Source organism: Leifsonia psychrotolerans, assembly GCF_013410665.1.
Taxonomy (GTDB): Bacteria; Actinomycetota; Actinomycetes; order Actinomycetales; family Microbacteriaceae; genus Cryobacterium; species Cryobacterium psychrotolerans_A.
Genome location: NZ_JACCFM010000001.1, coordinates 271,060 through 293,483, shown reverse-complemented (window position 1 = coordinate 293,483; position 22,424 = coordinate 271,060). Strand labels below are relative to the sequence as shown.

The following is a 22,424-nucleotide window of genomic DNA, read 5'->3' as shown; positions in this document are numbered from 1 at the left end:
TGCGCGGTGCGAAAAAGCACGGCTGAAACCGTATTTGTCGCGGAGTCGGTGGTTTGAAATCCTGCGAGTGTCTACCGTTGTTTGTCAGCGGCAAGACACCGAAAGGCGGTCGCTTTGCTGCACCTTGGAGCGAACTCATGCTCATTTCAGTGACCGATGACGAGCACGGCCGTTACCTCGTTGAGTCGGAGACCGGTAGCCGATACACCCTCGACCTCGACAAGCGGATAGTTCGTCGATTGCCCACGGAGCTTTCTGCGCTTCGGCTTCGCCGCGACGGCGACCACGTTGATTTGGTGGAAGTCGTCCGCTGTGCGGTTGGGCAGCCCATGCTGCTGCTTGTCGACCTCAACGTCCCCGGGGTCTGGCTCACCACACGCGAATCCACCCGGGTTGTTCGTATTGACCGATTGCCTGAGCACTCCGTGCGCTGATGACTGACACCAGCGAGTCCTCCGCATACCGGCCCATCTACGCCCTCCCGTACTGGGATGTGCTCGGCGCATTCATCGAAGACGCCGTCGCGGAAGCTGCGCTCCTCTCCGGCCGCACGCCACGCTCACTGTTCCCGGCGACAGTGGCGTACGTGCTCTGGAGTTGGCAGAGCCGAGGCACTCCGCTGGAACGTTCACGTATCTTCTGCCGCGCGCTGGTCGAGGAATTCATCCACCTTGGCATGGGCGCTTACGCGCGCGGCAGCAAAGCTACCCACCGAGCCACGCTCACCCTGCTTGTTGACACCCTGAATCCAACCGAACACACCCGCGCACGACTCCCAATTCCCCGTTCCACACCTACCGCGCCCTACACGGAAGCCGAGGTCGCGAAGCTGTACAGCTGGGCGACATCGCAAGGAACGGTGCGTCGCCAACAGGATGCCCTCGCCCTACTCGTCCTTGGTCTCGGTGCGGGGCTCGCCACCCGCGAGCTTCTCGCCGTGCGCGTCTCGGACGTCGACACTCGTGAGGCGCAGGCCTTTGTCGTCGTTTGGGAGGGCCGACCCCGAACCGTGCCAATCAGTCCGAGTTGGCGGCGCCCGCTACGGCGCATCATCGGCGAACTCGACCCCGCCGACTGGGCGTTCCGCCCTGGGCGTTCCGGGGCGAACTCGGGACAAGTCAGCGATTTTCTGCAGCGGGCCCGCACCACGTTGGATGTTCGGCCCAGTCGGATGCGCGCCACCTGGCTTCTCGAGCACCTCGATGCCGGAACCGCTCCCCACGAGCTGCTCCGAATTTCGGGGCTTCAGAATCTCGCCGCGCTCGACAAAATCGAGGCTGCCCGCGCCCGGCCAAGACGGCAAAGTCCTCGCCGAGAACACCGTTAGCTTTCAGGCGCTGGACTTCCTCTTGGCATCGGCGGAGCGAAATGTTCACGGGTCGATTTCGGCGTCTGCAGCTTTTGGGAACACCCCCGTACATCCTCTTTGTGATTGATAACGAAATACACCGACTCAACGACAAATTCCTTGCCGACTCAGAAATGTACGCGCACCTCCGCGCGTCCGACCCCGAGCTCCCCGACTACGCGTGGAACATCATCCTCCGTTACCACCCGAAAGTTTCCCTCGGACAGTGGAAAGCGGTGCGCGAGTTCACTATCGCCAACGCCGTGCAGATGAAGCCGCGTACCTACGACACGGCACGCCGCCTCATGTGTATCTCAGCCCGGTTCACCGCGTGGGTCTGGACGACAACCGGCACCGAACTCACCGCCGAGCGCGTTTACACGCACGCCAACGTTTACCGCTACTTGCAGGAATGCCTCCCGAAACACTCCGAGTCACACCGATGGGGTGTCGTTCGGCAGCTCGGAACCATCGCCGAGACCCTTGCCAACAACGCCGTGACCCGGATGCCCGCACCGCACCTGCCAGGTCGTCGACCGTTCACGATGCCCGACGTCGCCCGCATGCACAGCTGGGCAGCAAGCCTCACCACCCCGCTGAAACGCCAGAATGCCTGGGCAATCCTCGGCCTCGCCGGCGGCGCAGGCTTGCGCAGCGAAGAACTCATCGACGTGCGCCTCAGCGACATAGAAGTTACCGACGGTCGCCTATTCGTGAAGATTCCCGGCAAGCGCGCACGACGCATCCCAGTCATGCACCCATGGAACCGTACGCTGCTTAGCAGCATCGAAGACCGTACCGACCCAGACGAGTACGCCTTCCGGGGCTACCGGCTCGAGGAATACCGTCCCCGCGCCATCCAGACCTTCCTCACCGACCACCCCGCCCGCGTCAGAGCAACCGTGTCCAGGCTCCGCTCAACGTGGATTGTCAGCCAAATCGACAACGGGCTTCCCATGACCGTGCTCACTGCCGCTGCCGGCTTCAGCTCCCCGCACGGCCTCATCAAGCACCTCCCGCACGCGAAGCCCGTCAACCTCGCGGACTGGACCGGCCTCCTCAACGGCGAAGAGGTCATCTGATGAGCGCCGGTGACATCGACCACGCTTTCACGTGGCTCAATTCAGACTTAGGCGGCATTACCCAGGACGAGGTCATGGGCCGCGGGCGAATCCATCAGGTTATCGACCACAACACCGTTGCCCTCATGGAACAACGCGTACGCAAGACGGGTGTACTGGAACGCATCGAAGAATGGAAGGCGGAAGACTCCCATGGCGTCGGCATCGGTGGGCGCCCCGCGCTCATCTCCGAACGAGCTCTCCTGACGGGGTTGCTCATACTTGCCAAGCAAGGTGAAGCAATGCATCTCACGCTGCTAACGGCCCTCTTTCAGCACGGTCTCGGCGATGAATCACGAGAACTGCTCGGGCTGGAACGCTCTTCGAACGCATTCATCGGCCACATCGGTGAAACGAAGCGCTGGTACCACAACGTTCATCGCGCGTTCCACCGCCTCAACGACCTCATGGACCCGTTCCCGCAGGAACGCCGCCACTCCAAGACTTACACAGAGATTCAGGCAATCCTTGCGGCTCACGACCGTGAGCTTGAGGAGAAGCACAAAGCCAGACTCGATGAGTTCACGCGGCGCTTCGTGGTCATGACCTTCCACGAGCAACCCCGCCACATTCGACGAATCTCGAGCAAGCTCGACATCTCGTTTGACCAGACCTACCTCAGCACACCAACGAAGAAGGGCTACTCACACAAGACCCTCGCCGCACGCGTCGCGAAAGAGAAGAAGATTGGCGTGCAAGGGCTCCTGACTCCCGGGCCCGTCGATGCGCACGCCGGCTGGCACGTCAAAGCGGGCGAGCGAACCGACTACACGAAGGGGCAGGCAGACCAGACCGCTCCAGAGGCAAAAACCTCGACCAATTACTCCTGGGGTTGGATGGGTAACCTCGCCACACGCACCGACTCCGAAGCTCCCGGGACATCACGCTTCCCCAGCCTCATCGTCGCAGCAACCCTCAGCCGCCCCAACGTGGCCGTCGCCGAAGAAGCCGTCTCACTTATGCGCGCCGCGAAGACCATCGGACTGACACCCGGCGTCGCCGATGCTGATAAACAGTATTGGGCCAACTCACTTCAAGAACGACTTCACGACCCGGCGTTCGCCGAAGGATTCACGCCTTCCACTGATTACCGAGTCGACCGTTTGGGCATTCGAGGCGGCGAGAAGGACTCAACTAGCAAGAAGGGCACAACTGGCAAGAAGGACGCAACCGACAATGAGGACGCGACTGACAAGAATGGCGCCTACTTCGTCGAAGGTGGTGTGTACTGCCCCGGCACCCCGAAACCGCTCCTGAATGCTACAAAAGACTCCGTCAGTGGCCTCATCGACACCGAGACCTACCGTGCACGAATCAAAGAGCGCAAGGCCTTTGAGCTACACCAAAAGGAAAAGCCAAACGAGAACGGCCGCACCATGCTGCGTTGCCCCGCGCTCGGCCCCAGCCCGACCGTGACATGCCCTATCCGCGAACTTATGAAGACCGCCACACCGAAGGCACGCCCCGGCGTGCACCCGGACGACGTCCCATATTTCCCCGACACCATCTGCATCAAGCAGTCCGTCGCATTCAACACAGCAGACTTTCGCCGGCAGGCGCAGGCCTTTGACTTCGGCAGCCCTGAGTGGGAGGAATTCCACACCCACGCGCGCAACTCCATCGAGTCCATCAACCAGCAGCTCAAGAGCGGCGGCACCGAAGACATCGAATCCGCAAACCGCCGCCGCGTGCGCGGCATGGGCGCTGCACAAATCATCATCACCATACTGATAACCAACTTCAACATCCGCAAAATCGCGGCATTCGTCAGCGACAAAATCAAGGCCGACGCGAAAGCTCTGACCACCGGTCCCGCCGCCGAACGTACTGTCCGTCGCCGCGACCGCGAATGGCACAACCCCTACACCGACACCTACCCGGCCGGCGTCGTGCGCCCCGACAAGGTGAAACCTGCTCCGTCAGACGAGACCGGCGGGCCGCCGCGGCGGACATAGCCCGGCCCCCAGGCCCACGACACGGCCCGAGAGGGCAAAACCGAGGCGTACCGAACAATTCGGTGCGCCTGAAAGTCGTTAACCTGGATTCGAACACGTCGACAGATGAGGACACGCGCATTATTCGGCACGCGCGGCACAGAATTCGCCGCTGAAATGCAAAATCGCTCCTGAGATTTCTCAGGAGCGATTTCTATTAGGCAGTTTCGCAAAGAGTTTCGCGAACGGCCCTTTGGTCGGGCTGACAGGATTTGAACCTGCGACCCCTTGACCCCCAGTCAAGTGCGCTACCAAGCTGCGCCACAGCCCGTGGCTACTCCCCAGCGCACCTCGGCGAACCGATGTGCACCTACAAGAGACAACTCGACTAGCCTACCGCCTCCGCGGAGCACTTGCGTTCACTCCCCGTCGCCCGCGCGTGTTTGGCCGCCGGATTCGGTCCCGGAAGCCGCGCATCCGGCCGAATTCAGGGCCCGACCGCGCCGCTTCTCGTCGAGCCGCCACTGTGAAGATCCCCAGCCCGCTCATAGCAAACGCAAAGCCCACCGCCCTACCGTGATCAACGGTCCGTATGGGCCGCACCCCACCGCAAAGGAACTCATGTCTCAGATCACCCCCGCCGCAACGAAAGTCAATCTCCCGCTCATTGCATTGTGGATTGTCTCGATCGTCGCAGTCGTCGGCGGATACCTGCTCGTGACCTCCTCCAACTCAAACCAGTCCGCCATCTACACCGCGGGCAAGGCCGACTACCCGGGCCTCTTCGCCGCTCAGTCGGGCGCCGCCATCGGCACCGCGATCATCGGCGCCGGCGTTCTGGGCTTCCTCATCGCCCTCGCCGTTCACGCCCACCTGCAGGGCGTCCAAAAGGCTGCTGTCCTCACGCCCATCGCCCCGGCGAGCGTGTACGAACTCGATGACATCGCGACCGTCGACGCGCCGGCACTCAGCACGGATTCCGCGGCTCCGGCCACCGTGACCAACGCTCCGGCCGCCGAGGCGCCTGCGACCAACCCGACTTCGAACAACCCGACGTCGACCGAGAGCGACCCGCACAGTACTCGCTAACCAGCCTCCGTACACCCCGCGAACGGCGGGCGACGTTAGAGCGTCGCCCGCCGTTTGCCTGTCTGGGGAGCGGCTTGCGGGATCTCGACAGGCTCGATCAGCGGAGATGGCATCCCCCGGGATCTGGTCACCACCGCGTCGCCCGAGTAGCGTGTGCCTCAGCCGCATCCGGCGACGTACGCCGGGGCATCCGAGGGAGAGCGACTGCCATGAATGAAGTGTCCGGACGTCTCCGCTTCGACCACGCCCCGGTCGCCAGCCATGATCAGCGCCGCGCCGACGGCAAGGCCGCCCGAGCCTTCATCCCGCGCTCGGCCCACGCCACCTACCTCGCCTGGAACGACCGCGATCCCCTCGGCATCATCGCCACCCAAAACGAGTCCAGACTGCCTGAGCTGGTTCCGTTGCGACTCGAGCGGATGCTCGCCAACCCGTTCGCGTTCTACCGCGGCAGCGCCGCGCTGCAGGTCGCCGATCTGGCCGGCACCACCAACACTGAAGCTGGCGTCGTCATCTGCGGCGATGCCCACATCGCCAACTTCGGCCTGTTCGCCTCCCCGCAACGCACCATGGTGTTCGACCTCAACGACTTCGACGAGGCCACATTCGGCCCCTGGGAATGGGATGTGAAGCGGCTGGTGACCAGCGTCGTCATCGCCGCCCAGCACAAGAAGTTCTCACCCAAGCAGACCCGCACGGCCGCCCTCCGCGCCGCAGCCGCCTACCGCACCGGGCTGCGGGAAATGCTCCAACTCAGCGCGGTGGATCGGTACTACTTCCGGGCCGAGGTGCAGACTGGCAACTCCCGATTCGGCCCCGCCACCCAGAAGATCATCGACGCCACCATCGCCGCCTCAAAAAAGCGCACCTCGGCACACGTGCTCAATAAGATCACCGAACGCGCCGACGACGGCACGGTCGCCATCATCGAACAGCCGCCCACCCTCACCCACGTCGAGCCCGAGATCGAGGAACGCGTCGCAGAGCTGCTCGCGGTCTACCGTTCCACGGCCTCCCCCGACATCGCCTTCCTGCTCTCGCAATACACCGCCACGGATATTGTTCGCCGCGTCGTTGGCGTCGGCAGCGTCGGCACTCGCTGCTTCATCCTCGTGCTCACGGGCCCCACGGGCGAAGCGCTCGTGCTGCAGGTCAAGCAGGCCAGCCGTTCGGTTGTGGACGAGTTCGGCGGAATCAACTGGGCGCCGGTCGAGCTCTCGCCGAGCGACAGTGCCGGCGCTTTCGATGACATCGGCGACCGCGAGGGCAGCACCGAAGATCACGGTCGCCGCGTGGTCACCAGCCAGCGCATCCTGCAGGCTGTTTCTGACCCGTTCCTCGGCTACTTTCGGGCCAACGGGCGCGGATTCTATGTGCGCCAGTTCCGTGACCGCAATCAGTCCTTCGATATCGATGCGCTCGAGCGCGGACCCTTCAACGACTATGTGGATGCCTGCGGGCGGTTGCTGGCGCGGGCGCACGCGCAGAGTCCCAACGCCGCATTCATCGACGGGTATGTGGGGCGCTCGACCGTGTTCGACGAGGCGATAGTCGAGTGGTCGCACGCCTATGCGCGGCAGTCGTTCGAGGATTTCGAGGCGCTGCGGGATGCGGTGGATGCGGGGAAGTTCCCGCTGCCGACCGCTGGGTAAGGCTGTCGCGAGGCTGGGTCGCGGGATCTCGACGAGCTCGATCAACGGTGGGTGGTCGATCGCCGGACATCCCGCTGGTCGAGCTTGTCGAGACCCCGTGACAAAACAACCCCAATCCCATGCCGAGCCGTTCGCGTTGCGGGGGCCAGCCGCCGGTAGTGTTATCGCCAGCATCCTCATGATGCGATTCCCCCTTCTCGATGCTGACCGGAGAACCAATGGCCACGACCCCACCGACATCCGTTCTGCCGGGCGAGAAGATCGTGCTTGGTGATATCTCCGAGTCCGAGGATTTCAGGTCGAAGATCTTCCAGGCCATTGTGGTTCAGCGCCCTGTCGTGGTCGAGTACCTGAAGTCACTTCGCCGGGAGAAGCCGGATGCCACCGCCGCGGAGATCCTCAAAGAACTCGAGAAGCGTTACGTTGCCACCGTCACTATCACCAGCACGGGGGTCGGCGCTTCGGCAGCCATTCCCGTGGTCGGTATCCCACTTGCACTGGGGCTCGGAGTCGCCGATCTGCTCTTCTTCTACGAGTCAAGCGCCCTCTACGTCCTCGCCGCCACAGAGCTTCATGGGATCGAAGTGAGCGATGCGGAACGAGCCCGGCCGCTTGTCTTCGGGATGCTGCTCGGCCAGAAGTCGCAGAGCCAAGTGGCGAAGCTTGTGCTCCATGCTGCGGGAGCTGGCGGAGTCGATCACGCGCGATCCATCGCCAACGGCGCCGTCGGAGTGGCGCTCCCCACTGGCTGGGGCGAGGTACTCACTCAGCAGCTTCCCGACTCTGCACTCGCCCCCATCGCGACTGTCATCGCCCGCGAGGCGCTGAAGAACAGTGCAAAATTTGGAGCCGGAACTCTGGGCAAAGCGATCCCGTTCGGCCTAGGCGCGGTAGTCGGTGGGGTCGGAAGTTTCACATTCGGGCGTGACGTCGTCAAAGCCGCACACGTTGCCTTCCCTCTCGCCCCCACCGGCTTCCCCGAGTCACTCGTGGACTTCTTGAAGCCGGAGCCAGAACTCTTGGAGCCTTCACGGGCCGCACGGGCATTCCACTCTGCCGCCGAGAATGTGTCGGACTTCGGCGAGGCTGTCTGGGGCAAGACGACCGACGTTGTCGATGTCTTCCGTTCGGTGGACATCGACGGCGACGGCATACCTGACGAAGCTCGGGCGTTCACTGCGGCGAAGCACGCCGGAACTGCGATCAAGGGTGCCGCAGCCGGTACTGCCGGTGCAGTTGGGTCATTCTTCAAACGGAAGGGCGATGAGAGCGCTGCCAACGTCGATCTCGGCCCCAGCAACGAGCCTGCGAGCCCCTGACGAGCTTCGCACTCGACGGGTGCGATGAGCTCGAGACACGGTCGCGGGATCTCGACGAGCTCGATCAACGGTGGGTGGTCGATCAACGGTGGGTGGTCGATCAACGGTGGGTGGTCGTTCAACGGTGGGTTGTCGATCAACGGTGGGTGGTCGATCAGCGGAGGGGCACGATCCACAGGCCCGCTGGTCGAGCTTGTCGAGACCCCGTGAGACGACCCGTGGAACCCGACCCCGCGCATCCGTTCTGCAGATTGGCTCACGAGGTTTCGAGACGCGGTCGACTCCGTCGACGACTCCTCAACCAACGGAGGGGCGGGGCGAGGCCGACTCCGGCACACGGGCACAAAAGAGCCCGCCACGACCAGGTCGTGACGGGCTCTACACCGGCTACTTGCCGCGTACGCGCTTCTCGCGCACCCGCATGCTGATGTTGATCGGGGTTCCGATGAAGCTGTAGATCTCGCGCAGACGACGCGTGATGTAGCGACGGTACCCCGGGTCCAGGAACCCGGTGGTGAAGATCACGAATGTCGGCGGACGGCTCGACGCCTGCGTGCCGAACAGGATGCGCGGCTGCTTGCCACCGCGCACGGGGTGCGGGTGCGCCGCAGCGAGCTCGGCCAGGAAGGCGTTGAACTTGCCGGTGGCGATGCGGGTGTCCCACGACTCAAGGGCAACCTCAAGCGCCGGAACCAGCTTCTCCATGTGGCGACCGGTGCGCGCCGAGATGTTCACGCGCGGAGCCCAGGCGACGTGCGCCAGGTCCTGCTCGATCTCACGCTCGAGGTAGCGGCGACGGTCGTCGTCGATCATGTCCCACTTGTTGAACGCGAGCACGAGCGCACGGCCCGACTCGAGCACCAGGTCGATGATGCGCACGTCCTGCTCGCTGATGACCTCGGTCACATCGATCAGCACGACAGCCACTTCGGCCTTCTCGAGAGCCGCGCTGGTGCGCAGCGAGGCGTAGAAGTCGGCACCCTGCGAGAGGTGCACCCGACGACGGATGCCGGCGGTGTCAACGAACCGCCACACCTTGCCACCGAGCTCAACCTGCTCGTCAACCGGGTCACGAGTCGTGCCGGCCATCTCGTTGACGACCACGCGCTCCTCACCGACAACCTTGTTGAGCAGGCTGGACTTGCCGACGTTCGGGCGTCCGAGCAGGGCGACGCGACGCGGGCCGCCGACTTCCTGCTTAGCAACGTTCGAGATCTCAGGCAGCTCGAGCAGGATCGCGTCAAGCAGGTCGGCGACGCCACGACCGTGCACGGCCGAAACCGGCCACGGCTGACCGAGACCGAGCGACCAGAGGGCCGCGGCTTCGGGCTCCTGGCGAATGTCGTCAACCTTGTTGGCGACGAGGAAAATCGGCTTGCCGCTCTTGCGCAGCAGCTTCACGACGGCCTCATCGGTCGAGGTGGGGCCCACGTTGGAGTCCACGACGAACATGACCAGGTCGGAGAGGTCGATCGCGATCTCGGCCTGAGCGGCAACGGAGGCGTCGATGCCCTTGGCATCCGGCTCCCAGCCGCCGGTGTCGACCAGGCTGAAGCGGCGTTCGTTCCACTCCCCCTTGTAGGTGACGCGGTCACGCGTCACACCGGGGGTGTCCTCGACGACGGCCTCACGGCGGCCGAGGATACGGTTCACCAGCGCCGACTTGCCCACGTTCGGGCGGCCGACGATGGCGATGACCGGCAGAGCCGGCAGGTACTGGATGGCGTCGGGGTCTTCCGTAACCAGGCTGAGCACGTCGAAGTCTTCTTCGTCGAGCTCGTAGGCGTCTAGGCCGGTGCGCAGTGCAGCGGCACGGGCTGTCGCCAGGTCTTCGTCGAGGTTGGCCATTCGCTCGGCCAGCTCGGTGTCGACATCGGGGATGTCGTCGAATTCGTTAGTCATGCGAGTTCCTCGCGGTGCGTGTGGTGATGACGTCGATGACCGCGTCAATGGTCTGCTCGAAGTCGAGATGGGTGGAGTCGACGGTGGTCACACCGTCTGCGGCGCTCATGAACTCGACAACCTTCGAGTCAGCCGCGTCTCTCGATCGCAGCTGTTCTGCCACTGTTTCGGCCGATTGGGTCGAAATTTCTAGAGAGCGCCTAGCCATTCTAGCCTCCTCCGAGGCGGTGAGTAGAATGCGCACCTCCGCCTCCGGCTCCACGACCGTGGTAATGTCGCGGCCTTCCACCACGATGCCGGGCAACGGCTGCTCCCTGGCAATGCTCCGGAAGAGTGCCGTCAGGAACGCTCGCACCTCCGGAACGCGGGCGACGGCGCTCACCGTGGCCGAGATGCGGGGGTCGCGAATCGCTTCCGTCACGTCGGTGTCGCCGACCAGCACGGCGTATCCGTCGGGGTCGGTGCCGATGGTGTAATCGAAGTACGGCAGGGTCGCGGTGACCGCTTCGGCCTCGCTCGTGTCGACGCCGCGCTCGAGCGCGAACCAGGCGAATGCCCGGTAGGCGGCGCCCGTGTCAAGAAAACCGTAGCCGAGGCGGCGCGCGACCGCCTTGCTCACACTGGACTTGCCGCTGCCGGCCGGTCCGTCGATCGCCACGATGAGGGGAACCTGTGGCGACTCGGATGCCGCGGGGCTGGGCTCAGAAAAGGTCATCGGGTTACCCGGCAATCCGCCAGCCGCGGGCGGCCAGCTCTTCGGTGAGGCGAGAAACCACCTCGGGGAGAACAGAAATCTCAACCAGGCCGATCTGGGCGCCCGGCGAGTGCTCGAGCCGGAGGTCTTCGAGGTTCACCCCGATCTCGCCGATCTCGTGCAGCAGACGCGCCAGCTGGCCGGGAGTGTCATCGATCATCACGATCATCGAGGCGAACGTGCGATCCTGACCGTGTTTGCCGGGCAGCCGGGCCACGCCGGCGTTGCCGCCGATCATCTCCTCGGCCAGCTTGCGGCGAGCGCCGGGTGCCGTCGGCTCGGCGAGCGCGTCGATGAACCGGTCGAGATCCTCGCGGTAGGCCACGAGAATCTCCCGCACCGGCGCGGCGTTCGCCCCGAGGATTTGCACCCACAGATCCGGGTCGCTGGCGGCCAGACGGGTCATGTCCCGCACCCCCTGACCGGCCAGGTTCAGCGACGCGTTCGCGGCATTGGACAGCTGACGGCCGAGGATGGTCGAGATGACCTGCGGCACGTGGGAGACGAGGGCGACGCCACGATCGTGATCCTCCGGTGTCATCTCCACGAGCACGGCGCCCAGGTCGAGAATCAGATCGTCGATGGCGTTGGCCTTCTGGTAGCTGATGCCGCCGTGCGCGGCCACCACCCAGGGACGCCCGATGAACAGGTCGGCGCGCCCGGCGAGCGGGCCGCCCTTTTCGCGCCCGGCCATCGGGTGGGAGCCGATGTAGCGCGACACGTCGGCGCCGCGCTCGCGCAGCTCGGCCAACGGGGCCAACTTGACGCTGGCGACATCCGTCACGATCGCGTCGGGGAACGCCTCGAGTTCGCGGGCGACGATCTCGGCGGTCACGTCGGGTGGCACACAGACCACGATCAGCTGGGGGGCGTCGCCGGGAAGCGCGGCCCGCCCGGCGCCGTAGTCGATCGCAATGCTCAGGTTGGTCGGCGACGCATCGGCCAGGATCGTCTCGATGCCTCGGTTGCGCAGGCCCAGGCCCACACTCGTGCCGAGCAGACCCACACCCACGATGCGCACCGGCCCAACCAATCGGCTTTCCACCACTCGCGTTCTCCTGACTTCTTCGTTCTCACAACTGGGGGGGGGCACGGATGCCACGGGTGGCGGCATCCGTGCGGGTTTACGTCGTGTGGGGCTGGGCGTCAGGCTTCGTGTCGGCCTGTGCCGGACGCTCGTTGCGTGACACGGTCAGCAGCGCGCCGAGCTCCTCACGGGTCAACTCGCGCACGGCGCCGGCGCGCAGGGTGCCGAGGTGCAACGGGCCGAACTGACGACGCACGAGTTCGACGACCGGATGGCCGACGGCATCCATCATGCGGCGCACGATGCGGTTGCGGCCCGAGTGCAGGGTGATCTCGACCAGGCTGAACGCCTGACCGGACTGGTCGGTCAACACGCGTGCCTTGTCGGCCTTGATCGGGCCGTCGTCGAGCTCGATACCGCTCTGCAACAGGGCGACGGTCTTCGCCGTGACGCGGCCTTCAACCTTGGCGATGTAGGTCTTCGAAACGCCGAACGACGGGTGGGCGAGCACGTGTGCCAGGTCGCCGTCGTTGGTGAGCACGAGCAGTCCGCTGGTCATCGCGTCGAGACGCCCCACGTTGAACAGTCGCTCGTCGAACCTGTCGGTGAATTCGCGCAGGTCGGGGCGGCCGCTCTCGTCCTGCATCGACGAGACCACGCCAACGGGCTTGTTGAGCATGAGGTAACGCCGGCTGGTGTCCAGCTGCACGGCGATGTTGTCGACGGCGATTTCGTCGGTCTCCGGGTGGATGCGCCGGCCCGCCTCGGTGACGACCGTGCCATTCACGCGCACCCGGCCGGCGGCGATCATCTCTTCGGAGACCCGGCGGGAGGCGACACCGGCCGAAGCCATCACCTTCTGCAGGCGCACACCGTCGACTGCGGCTTCGGGGTTGCCGGCGTCGGGAGCAAAATCGCTGGTCATCGTAGATCCTCAAATCCTTCTGCGCCGTCGGTGAGCAACGGCGATATGTGGGGTAACTCGTCGAGCGAGTTGATTCCGAGCTGACTGAGCAGCAAGTCTGTGGTGGCGTAGTTGACAGCGCCCGTCTCACTGTCGGCGAAGGCCTCGGTGATCAGGCCGCGTCCGAGCAGGGTGCGCACAACGGAGTCGACGTTGACGGCCCTGATCGAGGCTACCGCCCCGCGGCTGATCGGTTGCTTATAGGCGATCACGGCGAGGGTTTCCAGGGCCGCCTGCGAGAGCCGGCTCGGGTTCTGGGTGACCACGAAATCGGCGACCAGTTCGTCGTGGCTGGCCCGCACGTAGATGCGCCAACCGCCGGCGACCTCGCGCAGCTCGAAGCCGCGACGCACCGAGCGCGTCACCCCGTCGCCACTGGTCAGCTCACCATCGAAATCTGCGACCAGCCGGGCGATGCCCGCGCGCACGTCCGGCAGGGGCGCGCCGAGCGCCGAGGCCAGGTGCATCAGACTCTGCGGCTCGTCGGCGATGATCAGGATGGCCTCGAGAGCGCGATCGAGAGCGGATGCGGCGGATGCGGCATCCGTCTCGGCATCCGTCTGGGCGCCCTGCCCGATGTCCCGCTCGACATCCTGCTCGACGTCCTGCTGCGTGGCGTTCAGCGTGTCAGGTGTCATAGTCAGCTCCGAGGGTGTCGAGGGTGTCGTCTGACCAGTTCTGCTCACCGTCGTCGGCGATCCAGCGCAGAATCAACTCGCCCAGCGGTTCGATCTGTTCGAACGAGAGCGCACCGCGCCGGTAGAGCTCGAGCACGGCCAGAAACCGGGCGATCACGACGCCCTTCTGCTCGGCGCCCGCGATAAGCTCGCGAAAGGTGAGCGTGTCGCCGCCGCGCAGCATGGCCACCACGTAGGCGGCCTGCTCCCGGATGCTCACCAGCGGCGCATGCAGGTGCTCGAGCCCGACGACGGGGATGTCCTTCGGCGTCAGGGCGAGGGTGGCCAGGGCGGCGAAGTCGGCGGGGGTCAGCGTCCAGACCAGCTCGGGGGTCTGCTGGCGGAACTTCTCTTCGAGCCGCACCGAGCGCACATGCCGGGCCGACTCGGTTTCGAGCGTGGCCTGAAACCAGGCCGAGGCCTCTTTGAAGGCGCGGTATTGCAGCAGCCGGGCGAACAGCAGGTCGCGGGCCTCGAGCAGCGCAACGCTCTCGGCGTCGACGAGCTCACCCTGCGGCAGCAGACCGGCCACCTTGAGGTCGAGCAGCGTTGCCGCAACGACGAGAAACTCGGTCGCCTGATCGAGGTTGTCGGCCGAGTCGAGCCCGCGCAGATAGCCGATGAACTCGTCGGTGACCTTACTCAGGGAGATGTCGGTGATGTCGAGTTCGTGCGTGCCGATGAGTGAGAGCAGCAGGTCGAACGGCCCCTCGAAGTTTCCGAGGGCAACGGTGAAGGCGGGAGCTGCGACCCCGTTAGGCGACAGCGCCACGCTGGATCAGTTCCCGCGCCATCTGACGGTAGGCCTTGGCAGCCGCGTGCTCCGGCGCAAAATCGGTGATCGGCACCCCGGCGACACTGGCGTCGGGAAACTTCACGGTGCGGCCGATGACTGTTTCGAGCACATCCGTGCCGAAGGCGTCGACAACACGCTCGAGCACCTCACGCGAGTGCAGCGTGCGGGAGTCGTACATTGTCGCCAGGATGCCGTCGAGCTGGATGGCCGGGTTCAGGCGGTCGCGCACCTTGTCGATGGTCTCGATCAGCAGGGCGACACCGCGCAGAGCGAAGAACTCGCACTCGAGCGGGATGAGCACGCCGTGGCTGGCCGTGAGGGCATTGACGGTGAGAATGCCCAGCGACGGCTGGCAGTCGATCAGGATCACGTCGTAGTCGGCCGAGACCTTGCGCAGCACGCGGGCCAGAATCTGTTCGCGGGCGACCTCGTTGACCAGGTGCACTTCGGCTGCCGACAGGTCGATGTTGGCCGGAATCAGGTCGAGGTTCGGCACGGCGGTGTGCTGAATCGCCTCACTGGGGTCTTTTGAACCGCTGAGCAGCAGGTCGTAGATGGTGGTGACGTCGTGCGTGGGAACACCGAGGCCGGCCGACAGGGCGCCCTGCGGGTCGAAGTCAATGGCGAGAACGCGGCGGCCGTAGCCGGCCAGCGCCGCACCCAGGTTGATGGTCGTCGTGGTCTTGCCCACGCCGCCCTTCTGATTGCAGAGCGAAATGATGCGGGCAGGCCCGTGCATCTTCAGCGGGCGGGGGTCCGGGAACGGCCTGGCGGGTCGACCGGTCGGCCCGTACTGGATTGATTCCAGTCCGTCGAGCTCGGTTACGTTATCCTGCTTACGCGCCACTGAGAGACCCTCTATCCGTTCTGCACCCATACACTCGCTCGATTCTAGCGAAGCGACACGCGCTCACCTTCGCGCATCGCCGTATTTCGGCGGGTCGGTGTGCGAATTGGCCGGGCGTGGCCACAACAGGCCCGATCAACGGTGCACGTGCACTCCGGCCTGTTCGAGCGACGGATGCTCGATTCCTCCTGTTTTCGCACCGCCCGCAGGCCGGCCCGCGCGGTTTCGACGGGGTGGACGGACGGCGTTAACGGGCGCGCGGATGCGCCGTCGTGTACATGTCCCGCAGGGTGTCTGCTGTCACGAGCGTGTAGATCTGCGTGGTCGCCACCGACGAGTGCCCGAGCAGCTCCTGCACCACGCGCACATCCGCTCCCCCAGCCAGCAGGTGGGTCGCAAACGAATGCCGCAGTGTGTGCGGCGACACGTCAACCGTCAGCTCGGCCCGCTCGGCAGCCGCCTTGATGATCAGCCAGGCGTTCTGCCGGCTCACCCGCGCGCCGCGCAGCCCCAGAAACAGTGCGGGCGTGGCGCTGCCCCGCACCGACAGAAGCGGGCGTGCGCGCACCAGATAGGAGTCGATCGCCGCGCGCGCGTAGCTTCCCAGCGGCACGATCCGCTGCTTGTCGCCCTTACCGGTCAGCCGCACCACGTCTTCTTCGAACACGTCGTCGACGTTGAGGTTCACCACCTCGGAGACACGCGCGCCCGTGGCATAGAGCAACTCGAGCAGCGCCTTGTCGCGCACCTGTTGCACGCTGTCGCCGTCGGTCGCCGCCAGCAACGCCCCCACCTCGTCGATCGTGATCGCCTTCGGCAGCCTCGAGGCCAGCTTGGGCGGTTTGGTGTCGTGCGCGACATCCGTATCGACGAGGGATTCCTCGAGCAGAAAGCGGTGGAACCCGCGCACGCTCGACAGCACCCGCGCGATCGACGACGCCGTCAGCGGCGATTCCTCCCGTGAGCCCAGCGAGCGCACGAACTCCGAGATGTTCGCTGCGGACACCGCGCCGAGCGCCGTCAGACCGTTCGCGTCAAGCCAGGCGGTGTAGATGCCCAGGTCCCGCCGGTACGCGGCCACCGTGTTGGCCGCCAGCCCGCGCTCAATCGAGACGTGCCGCAGATAGGAGTCCACGGCCGCCCCCACGCTCATCGGCTTGTTTTCCAGTGCGACGGATGCCGCGGCCACGGCTCATCCCCCGCCCCGAGCGTCGCCCAGCCGCGCGCCCGTGCGGCCTGCGCCGCCAGCACGCCGATGACGAGCGACGGGTTCTGCACGCGACGCTCCAGAACCGCGTCGACACAGTCGTCGAGTGACTCCCACCGAATCTCGATGTCGGCCTCTTCGTCGGTACGGTCAAACGCCTCAGGCAGCTCGCTCAAACCGCGGGCCAAATAGATACGAATCGCTTCATCGCTGCCACCCGGCGACGTGTAGAACTCACCGAGCACGTTCCATTCGCTGGCCGCCACGTCGGCCTCTTCGGCCAACTCACGCTTGGCCCCGTCGAGCGGCGATTCGCCGATCTCGTCGAGCAGGCCGGCCGGCAGCTCCCAGTCGCGCACGCGCACCGGATGCCGGTACTGCTTGATCAGCAGCACCCGGTCGTGCTCGTCGAGGGCCAGGATTGCGACGGCACCAGGGTGGTCGAGATACTCGCGCACGATCGTCGAGTCGCCGTAGGCGAATCCCTCGCGTCGCACATCCCAGACCTTGCCCGCAAAGACGAGCTCACTGTCGACCACGTGGGCCGGAGCGAGCTCGTCCTGCAGAGGAACGTTAGGCATCGACCTTCACTTCGAACAGACGGCTGGACTGCTGACGCTCCAGCGCCGCACCCATCAGGCCCGTGAACAACGGGTTGGCGCGGCTGGGGCGTGAACGCAGCTCGGGGTGTGCCTGCGTGCCCACGTAGAACGGGTGCACCGCGCGCGGCAGCTCGACGTATTCGACCAGCTGACCGTCGGGTGACGTGCCCGAGAACCAGAGGCCGGCCTCGGCGATCTGATCGCGGTACCGGTTGTTGACCTCATAGCGGTGACGGTGACGCTCGGATGCCTCGGGCGCACCATACATTTCGGCGACGAGTGAGCCGTCGGCGAGCGTGGCCGGGTAGAGGCCGAGGCGCATGGTGCCGCCCAGGTCGCCGCCGGCGATGATCTCAACCTGCTCCTCCATCGTGGCAATCACGGGGAACTCGGTGTTGTCGTCAAACTCACTCGATGAGGCGCCGGGCAGGTTCGCCTTGTTACGGGCGTATTCGATGACCATGCACTGCAGGCCGAGGCACAGCCCCAGCGTGGGGATGCCGTTCTCGCGAGCGAAGCGCAGGGCGCCCAGCTTGCCTTCGATGCCGCGCACGCCGAATCCGCCGGGAACACAGATGCCGTCGAGGTCGGCCAGCAGACGGGCCGCGCCCTCTTCGGTCTCGCACTCGTCGGAGGGGATCCAGTGGATCTTGACCTTGCTCTGGTGCGCGAACCCTCCGGCACGCAGTGCCTCGGTGACCGAGAGATAGGCATCAGGCAGGTCGATGTACTTGCCGACCAGACCGATGTTGAGCTCGAACTTGGGCTCGTGCACGGCGTCGAGCACCGGCTGCCAGCCGGCCCAGTTCACCGTGGATTCCGGCAGTCCGAGTGCGTCGATGATGTACGCGTCGAGGCCCTGATCGTGCAGCATGGTCGGAATGTCGTAGATCGACGGCACGTCGACGGCGTTCACGACGGCATCTTCGTCGACGTCGCACATGAGCGCGATCTTGCGCTTGTTCGAGTCGGAGACCGGGCGGTCGCTGCGCAGCACGAGGGCGTCGGGCTGGATGCCGAGTGAGCGCAGGGCGGCCACCGAGTGCTGGGTGGGCTTAGTCTTCTGCTCACCCGAGGCGTTCATATACGGCACGAGTGACACGTGAACGAAGAACACGTTGGTCCGGCCGAGTTCATGGCGCACCTGACGGGCCGATTCAATGAATGGCTGCGACTCGATGTCGCCGACCGTGCCACCGATCTCGGTGATGATCACGTCGGGACGCACGTCGTCGCTGGCCTGCAGGCGCATACGACGCTTGATCTCGTCGGTGATGTGCGGGATGACCTGCACGGTATCGCCGAGGTATTCGCCGCGGCGCTCTTTCGCGATCACCTGCGAGTAGATCTGGCCCGTCGTGACGTTGGCCGACTGGCCCAGGTTGATGTCGAGGAACCGCTCGTAGTGCCCGATGTCGAGGTCGGTCTCCGCGCCGTCGTCGGTTACAAACACCTCGCCGTGCTGGAACGGGTTCATCGTTCCCGGGTCGACGTTCAAGTAAGGGTCGAGTTTCTGCATCACGACACGCAGTCCGCGCGCGGTCAGAAGGTTTCCGAGGCTTGCTGCCGTGAGGCCCTTGCCCAATGAAGAAACGACACCACCGGTCACAAAAATGTGCTTGGTAATGCCGTCTGAGTTGTCCGCGTTTTTATTGTTCACCACGGGCCTCGATCCTATCAGTCGTGACCCTGAAGATGACCAGTGTGCGCGGAATCGGTTCGGTGCGGCGCCGCGCCGCACCGAACCGATTCCCTCGTCGGTGAGTTCTCAGCGGGTGACACCGGCCCACAGATCATCGAAAGTCACGACGATCGGCGTGGGCCGAGCACTCGAACTCAGGTAGCTGTACAGGCCGACCGAACCCCCCGTTTGCAGGGCTGCGGTGGTATCGGTCACACTCACCTGCCACCCTGTCGGTTCGGCGGAACCCGTCTTCCACGCCTTCGCGCGCACCATCGTCGGCGACGTTCCGAACGTCTGCACCTTCAGGTTCAGCGTGTCGCCGGTAGCGAAGGTGACCCCCCCCACTGTCGCAGCACCGAGGATGATGTCGGTGTTGCGTTGAGCCTGCAGCAACACCGATCCCGTCGCACTCACGACGACGCGGGCACCATAATTCGAGGTGCCGACCTGGCGTGAGATCACACCGGCATACAGACTGCTGGTGGTCTGACGCGGGAATGCGATCGCCGTGCGCATCTCGGTGTCGCTCGACTTCACCCCGTTCAGATAGATCCTGCGGTTGGCGCCGGAGGGCACCGTGACTTTCGCGGCGGTGCCGTCCACGGCGAAGGCCGACGCCGGATCCGACGTCGTCCAGACTCCCCCGGCATCCGCCGTGCCGAACCCGCCGGTGATCGTGCGCGTGAACGAGTCAGCAGCCCAGACTCCGGAGGGCGCGGTGACCGTGACGGCCCGGCTGGCGGTGCCGGTGGCGCCACGGTTGTCGGTCACCGTCAGGCTGATCGTGTACGTGCCGGCTGCCGCGTAGCTGTGGCTGGCGCTGACCCCACTGCCGGTGCTGTTATCGCCGAAATTCCACGCATACGAGCGGATGCTGCCGTCGGGATCCCGGGACGTCGAGCCGTCAACCACGACCGCGAGCCCGGTGACGGTCGCGGTCATCGCGGCGATCGGTGCCGCATTCGCCGGTCCGTCGGGGGTGTTCGCCAGCCCCGGGGTTCCCTGACTGGTCGACGCGGCGCGCCAGCTGGCAGGGTCCGCGTTGTCAGCCGTGGGCGAGACCAATTCGAGTGAGGGCCCGGTCCCGTCGGCGGCAACCGGCCACGGGGCCATATTCGAATAGGTCACCGCGTCAACGATGCGGGCGCCATCCGCCAGCACCACGGCCTCCCCGCCGTCGTCGAGCGTGCCGCTGAACTGCCCGCCGACAAAGCGGTTGGCTCCGGTATACGCCGCACGGAAGGCTTTGTCGTTGGCGACGAACACCACGCGCCCTCCGGCCGGAATCACAGTGCCCGCCTGAATGCTCAGGCCGACGGCAGCAATGCTCCAGCCAGAAATGTCGACGGCCGTCGCACTCGGGTTCGCGAGTTCGATGTACTCACCGCCGGTGCCGGACGGGTGGTACTGGATTTCGTTGATCACGACGGCGGCATTCGCCGATTGAGAAACCGGAACCAGCTTGCCGGCACCGGTGTTTCCGATGATCGCGGCACGGCGATCGGCCAGACCGGCCAGAAACGCGGTGCGAGCCGTATCAGCCGAGTAACCGCCCCATTTGGCCTTGTCCAGCTTCCAGTCCGGCGTGGTCTTCGCCGAGATCGCATCCCACTGCGCTTCAAACTTTCCCGGCGTGAGGAACTGATCCGACAGCGAACTCAACCGTCGGTAGTACATCTCACGAATCTCCGGGTAGCCGAGCATGGCCGTGGTGAACCGGTTTTGGGTATCGGGTGTGAGAAAGAGTCCCTTCCCGTCAGAGGACGGCACGGTGAAGGTCCAGTTGAGATCCCACTGCCACATGTCCCACCGGCCGGTACCGTCGGTGTCCCGGGCGAGCCACCAGTTGTACCATCCGCTGTCGGTGTGCCGGATGACCGAGTTGATGGCCATATAGTTCACCAGCTCAGGAATGTTCACGTTCTGGTAGATCCACGCTTGCTGAGCGGCCGAGGCCGGCGCGTCGACCGTGTTCCCCAGGGTGAACACATCGGAGTAGTCCTCGTCTTTGCGTGTTTTTTTGTTCAGCCATTCCTTTGAGACGAGATCGGCAACCGAAGACCTGCGGGCGACGGCTCCGCCGTCTCCCTTATAGATGGCCCAGTTGCTCACCCCTTGATCGGAACGCCATCTTTTATCCTCGGTCTCTTGAATTCGACCGAGGCTCCAGAAAGCACCGTTCCGCTGCGTTCGCACCGGAATGATGTTCAGCGCACGGTTGCCGGCGGCCTTGACCGTCGCCCAGCTCACATCGGTGAAGTTGTAGGCGTAGTTCTGCAGGGCGAACTCGTCGAGCGGGTACGGGAGCGCACCTCCGAGCGTGAACGTGTATCCGGCCGGCAACTCAACCTTCCAGTTGACCTTCGCTTCGGCCCGCGACGCATGCCCACGGATGTTCATGCGCACGTTGTCGTAGACGTCGCCGTTATAGGACCACACCGCAGCACCCTGCACATCGTCTTCCCGGTGGTGAGCCAGAAGATCGTTGTAGACAGCATCGTCCATGAACCATTCGATGACCGGCAGCTGGGTGACGACGCTCGAATTCACAACCACCACGCCTCGATAACGCATCGAGTCGCCGCTCGCCGGCTCGGAGTAAGCCACGCTCCCGGCTACGGCATCGATGCGATAGCGGATCAGTTTTCCGGCAGACTGACCGGGAATCGAGCCCGCATACACGCCGTCACCCGCTCCACCGGGGCTGGCCGCATTATCCACAAACGGAATGACAACGTCGGCGCCGAACATCACGGTGTACGTCAACGTCGCAGTTGAACCGACCTGCAGGCGAGCGCTGACGCTGACGGCCTGGTTGGCTGCGGGTCGTGCCGGCGTCGCTGTCGCTTCGGTGACCACGGGCCCAACACCGGTGCCTGCAATCGAGTTGACTGCTTTCGGCGTGCCGCCCACGGGGATGCTGGCGCCCCAGTTCTCGGCAAGCGAGTTGTCGGAGAGCAGGTCACGCAGCTCTAGTGAGGGGCCGGTTCCGTCCGGGGCGGTCGGCCACGGGGCAGTATCGGCATAGCTGACCGTGTCGATCACGGCAAGCGAGCCATCGACCAGGGTGACGGTTTCACCACTGTTGCTGAGATTTCCGCCATAGATCGCATCCGGTGCGAAGCCATGGCTGAGCTCGAACTGAGCCGCGTCTTTTCCGACGACGATGAAGCCGTTCGCGGGAACGATCAGGCCGGCCGGAAACGTGCCGGTGACGCCGGCGCTGAACGACCACCCTGACACGTCGATGTCCACGGCCGAGGTATTCGCCAGTTCCAGAAAATCGTCACCATCGAGGTCGGATCCGGCATGGTAGTTCAGCTCGGAGAGCACGATGCCACCGGGATCGGCAGAGGCTGGCACACCGGGCGAGACGATCAATGCCCCGATTCCTGTGGCCAGCGCGAGCGCGAGGGCGAGTGGGCGGATGCGGGCACGAGGAATCGCCATTGATTCGTCTCTTTCGTGAGAAAACGTGAGCATCGACGGTCGGGTTCCGTC

At 64.9% G+C, this 22,424-nt stretch carries 19 protein-coding genes and 1 tRNA gene; 8 read left to right on the top strand and 12 right to left on the bottom strand.

Annotated features, from left to right (window positions below; translation table 11 throughout):
• Window positions 1-137 precede the first annotated feature (137 nt).
• The 4 genes from HNR05_RS01355 to HNR05_RS01340 all read left to right on the top strand — a co-directional run bounded on the left by HNR05_RS01355 (window position 138) and on the right by HNR05_RS01340 (window position 4,424).
• Window positions 138-434 (top strand): hypothetical protein, encoded by a 297-nt coding sequence (locus tag HNR05_RS01355; protein ID WP_179577383.1) that lies wholly within the window; start codon window positions 138-140, stop codon window positions 432-434.
• Window positions 434-1,327, top strand: coding sequence for a site-specific integrase (locus tag HNR05_RS01350; RefSeq protein WP_179577382.1), 894 nt, complete (start codon window positions 434-436; stop codon window positions 1,325-1,327). Before HNR05_RS01355 ends, HNR05_RS01350 begins: the two co-directional genes overlap by 1 nt.
• A 101-nt stretch (window positions 1,328-1,428) precedes the next feature.
• Window positions 1,429-2,430, top strand: a complete 1,002-nt coding sequence (locus tag HNR05_RS01345) for a site-specific integrase (RefSeq protein WP_179577381.1) — start codon at window positions 1,429-1,431, stop codon at window positions 2,428-2,430.
• Window positions 2,430-4,424: a hypothetical protein gene (locus tag HNR05_RS01340; protein ID WP_179577380.1), complete on the top strand. Its 1,995-nt coding sequence runs from the start codon at window positions 2,430-2,432 to the stop codon at window positions 4,422-4,424. Before HNR05_RS01345 ends, HNR05_RS01340 begins: the two co-directional genes overlap by 1 nt.
• Window positions 4,425-4,657: 233 nt before the next feature.
• On the opposite strand, the gene HNR05_RS01335 is transcribed toward HNR05_RS01340, so the two are convergent.
• Window positions 4,658-4,734, bottom strand: a tRNA-Pro gene (locus HNR05_RS01335).
• A gap of 290 nt (window positions 4,735-5,024) precedes the next feature.
• On the opposite strand from HNR05_RS01335, the gene HNR05_RS17345 reads away from it, so the two are divergent.
• The 4 genes from HNR05_RS17345 to HNR05_RS01315 all read left to right on the top strand — a co-directional run bounded on the left by HNR05_RS17345 (window position 5,025) and on the right by HNR05_RS01315 (window position 8,673).
• On the top strand, window positions 5,025-5,492 hold the full coding sequence (locus tag HNR05_RS17345) for a hypothetical protein (protein WP_218868780.1): 468 nt from the start codon (window positions 5,025-5,027) through the stop codon (window positions 5,490-5,492).
• 209 nt (window positions 5,493-5,701) lie between these two features.
• Window positions 5,702-7,144, top strand: a complete 1,443-nt coding sequence (locus tag HNR05_RS01325; RefSeq protein ID WP_179577379.1) for a DUF2252 domain-containing protein — start codon at window positions 5,702-5,704, stop codon at window positions 7,142-7,144.
• 218 nt (window positions 7,145-7,362) lie between these two features.
• Entirely contained in the window at window positions 7,363-8,463 is a 1,101-nt protein-coding gene (locus tag HNR05_RS01320) for a hypothetical protein (RefSeq protein WP_179577377.1), read from the top strand.
• A gap of 24 nt (window positions 8,464-8,487) precedes the next feature.
• Entirely contained in the window at window positions 8,488-8,673 is a 186-nt protein-coding gene (locus tag HNR05_RS01315; protein WP_179577376.1) for a hypothetical protein, read from the top strand.
• A 177-nt stretch (window positions 8,674-8,850) separates the two neighbouring features.
• Here the strand turns inward: HNR05_RS01315 and der are convergent, their stop codons facing one another.
• The 11 genes from der to HNR05_RS01260 all read right to left on the bottom strand — a co-directional run bounded on the left by der (window position 8,851) and on the right by HNR05_RS01260 (window position 22,373).
• Complete coding sequence (gene der / locus HNR05_RS01310) at window positions 8,851-10,365, bottom strand: ribosome biogenesis GTPase Der (RefSeq protein ID WP_179577374.1); 1,515 nt, start codon at window positions 10,363-10,365, stop codon at window positions 8,851-8,853.
• Entirely contained in the window at window positions 10,358-11,080 is a 723-nt protein-coding gene (cmk, locus tag HNR05_RS01305) for a (d)CMP kinase (RefSeq protein WP_179577373.1), read from the bottom strand. The genes der and cmk overlap by 8 nt, the downstream gene beginning before the upstream one ends.
• 4 nt (window positions 11,081-11,084) lie before the next feature.
• Window positions 11,085-12,233 carry a prephenate dehydrogenase gene (locus tag HNR05_RS01300; protein WP_179577372.1) on the bottom strand — a complete coding sequence of 383 codons (1,149 nt, stop codon included), beginning with the start codon at window positions 12,231-12,233 and terminating at the stop codon, window positions 11,085-11,087.
• Between the two features lie 10 nt (window positions 12,234-12,243).
• The gene (locus HNR05_RS01295) at window positions 12,244-13,071 is read right to left on the bottom strand and encodes a pseudouridine synthase (protein WP_179577371.1); all 828 of its coding nucleotides are present in this window, start codon (window positions 13,069-13,071) and stop codon (window positions 12,244-12,246) included.
• Window positions 13,068-13,748 (bottom strand): SMC-Scp complex subunit ScpB, encoded by a 681-nt coding sequence (gene scpB, locus HNR05_RS01290; RefSeq protein WP_179577370.1) that lies wholly within the window; start codon window positions 13,746-13,748, stop codon window positions 13,068-13,070. The genes HNR05_RS01295 and scpB overlap by 4 nt, the downstream gene beginning before the upstream one ends.
• Complete coding sequence (locus HNR05_RS01285; protein ID WP_179577369.1) at window positions 13,738-14,559, bottom strand: segregation/condensation protein A; 822 nt, start codon at window positions 14,557-14,559, stop codon at window positions 13,738-13,740. The genes scpB and HNR05_RS01285 overlap by 11 nt, the downstream gene beginning before the upstream one ends.
• Window positions 14,543-15,430 (bottom strand): ParA family protein, encoded by an 888-nt coding sequence (locus HNR05_RS01280; RefSeq protein WP_343062416.1) that lies wholly within the window; start codon window positions 15,428-15,430, stop codon window positions 14,543-14,545. The genes HNR05_RS01285 and HNR05_RS01280 overlap by 17 nt, the downstream gene beginning before the upstream one ends.
• Window positions 15,431-15,677: 247 nt before the next feature.
• Window positions 15,678-16,583, bottom strand: coding sequence for a site-specific tyrosine recombinase XerD (xerD, locus tag HNR05_RS01275; protein ID WP_179580428.1), 906 nt, complete (start codon window positions 16,581-16,583; stop codon window positions 15,678-15,680).
• On the bottom strand, window positions 16,580-17,218 hold the full coding sequence (locus tag HNR05_RS01270; protein WP_179577367.1) for an NUDIX domain-containing protein: 639 nt from the start codon (window positions 17,216-17,218) through the stop codon (window positions 16,580-16,582). The genes xerD and HNR05_RS01270 overlap by 4 nt, the downstream gene beginning before the upstream one ends.
• On the bottom strand, window positions 17,211-18,902 hold the full coding sequence (gene pyrG, locus HNR05_RS01265) for a CTP synthase (protein ID WP_343062415.1): 1,692 nt from the start codon (window positions 18,900-18,902) through the stop codon (window positions 17,211-17,213). Before pyrG ends, HNR05_RS01270 begins: the two co-directional genes overlap by 8 nt.
• A gap of 105 nt (window positions 18,903-19,007) precedes the next feature.
• A complete protein-coding gene (locus HNR05_RS01260) occupies window positions 19,008-22,373 on the bottom strand; it encodes a lamin tail domain-containing protein (protein ID WP_179577366.1) in 3,366 nt (1,121 codons plus the stop codon).
• Window positions 22,374-22,424 lie beyond the last annotated feature (51 nt).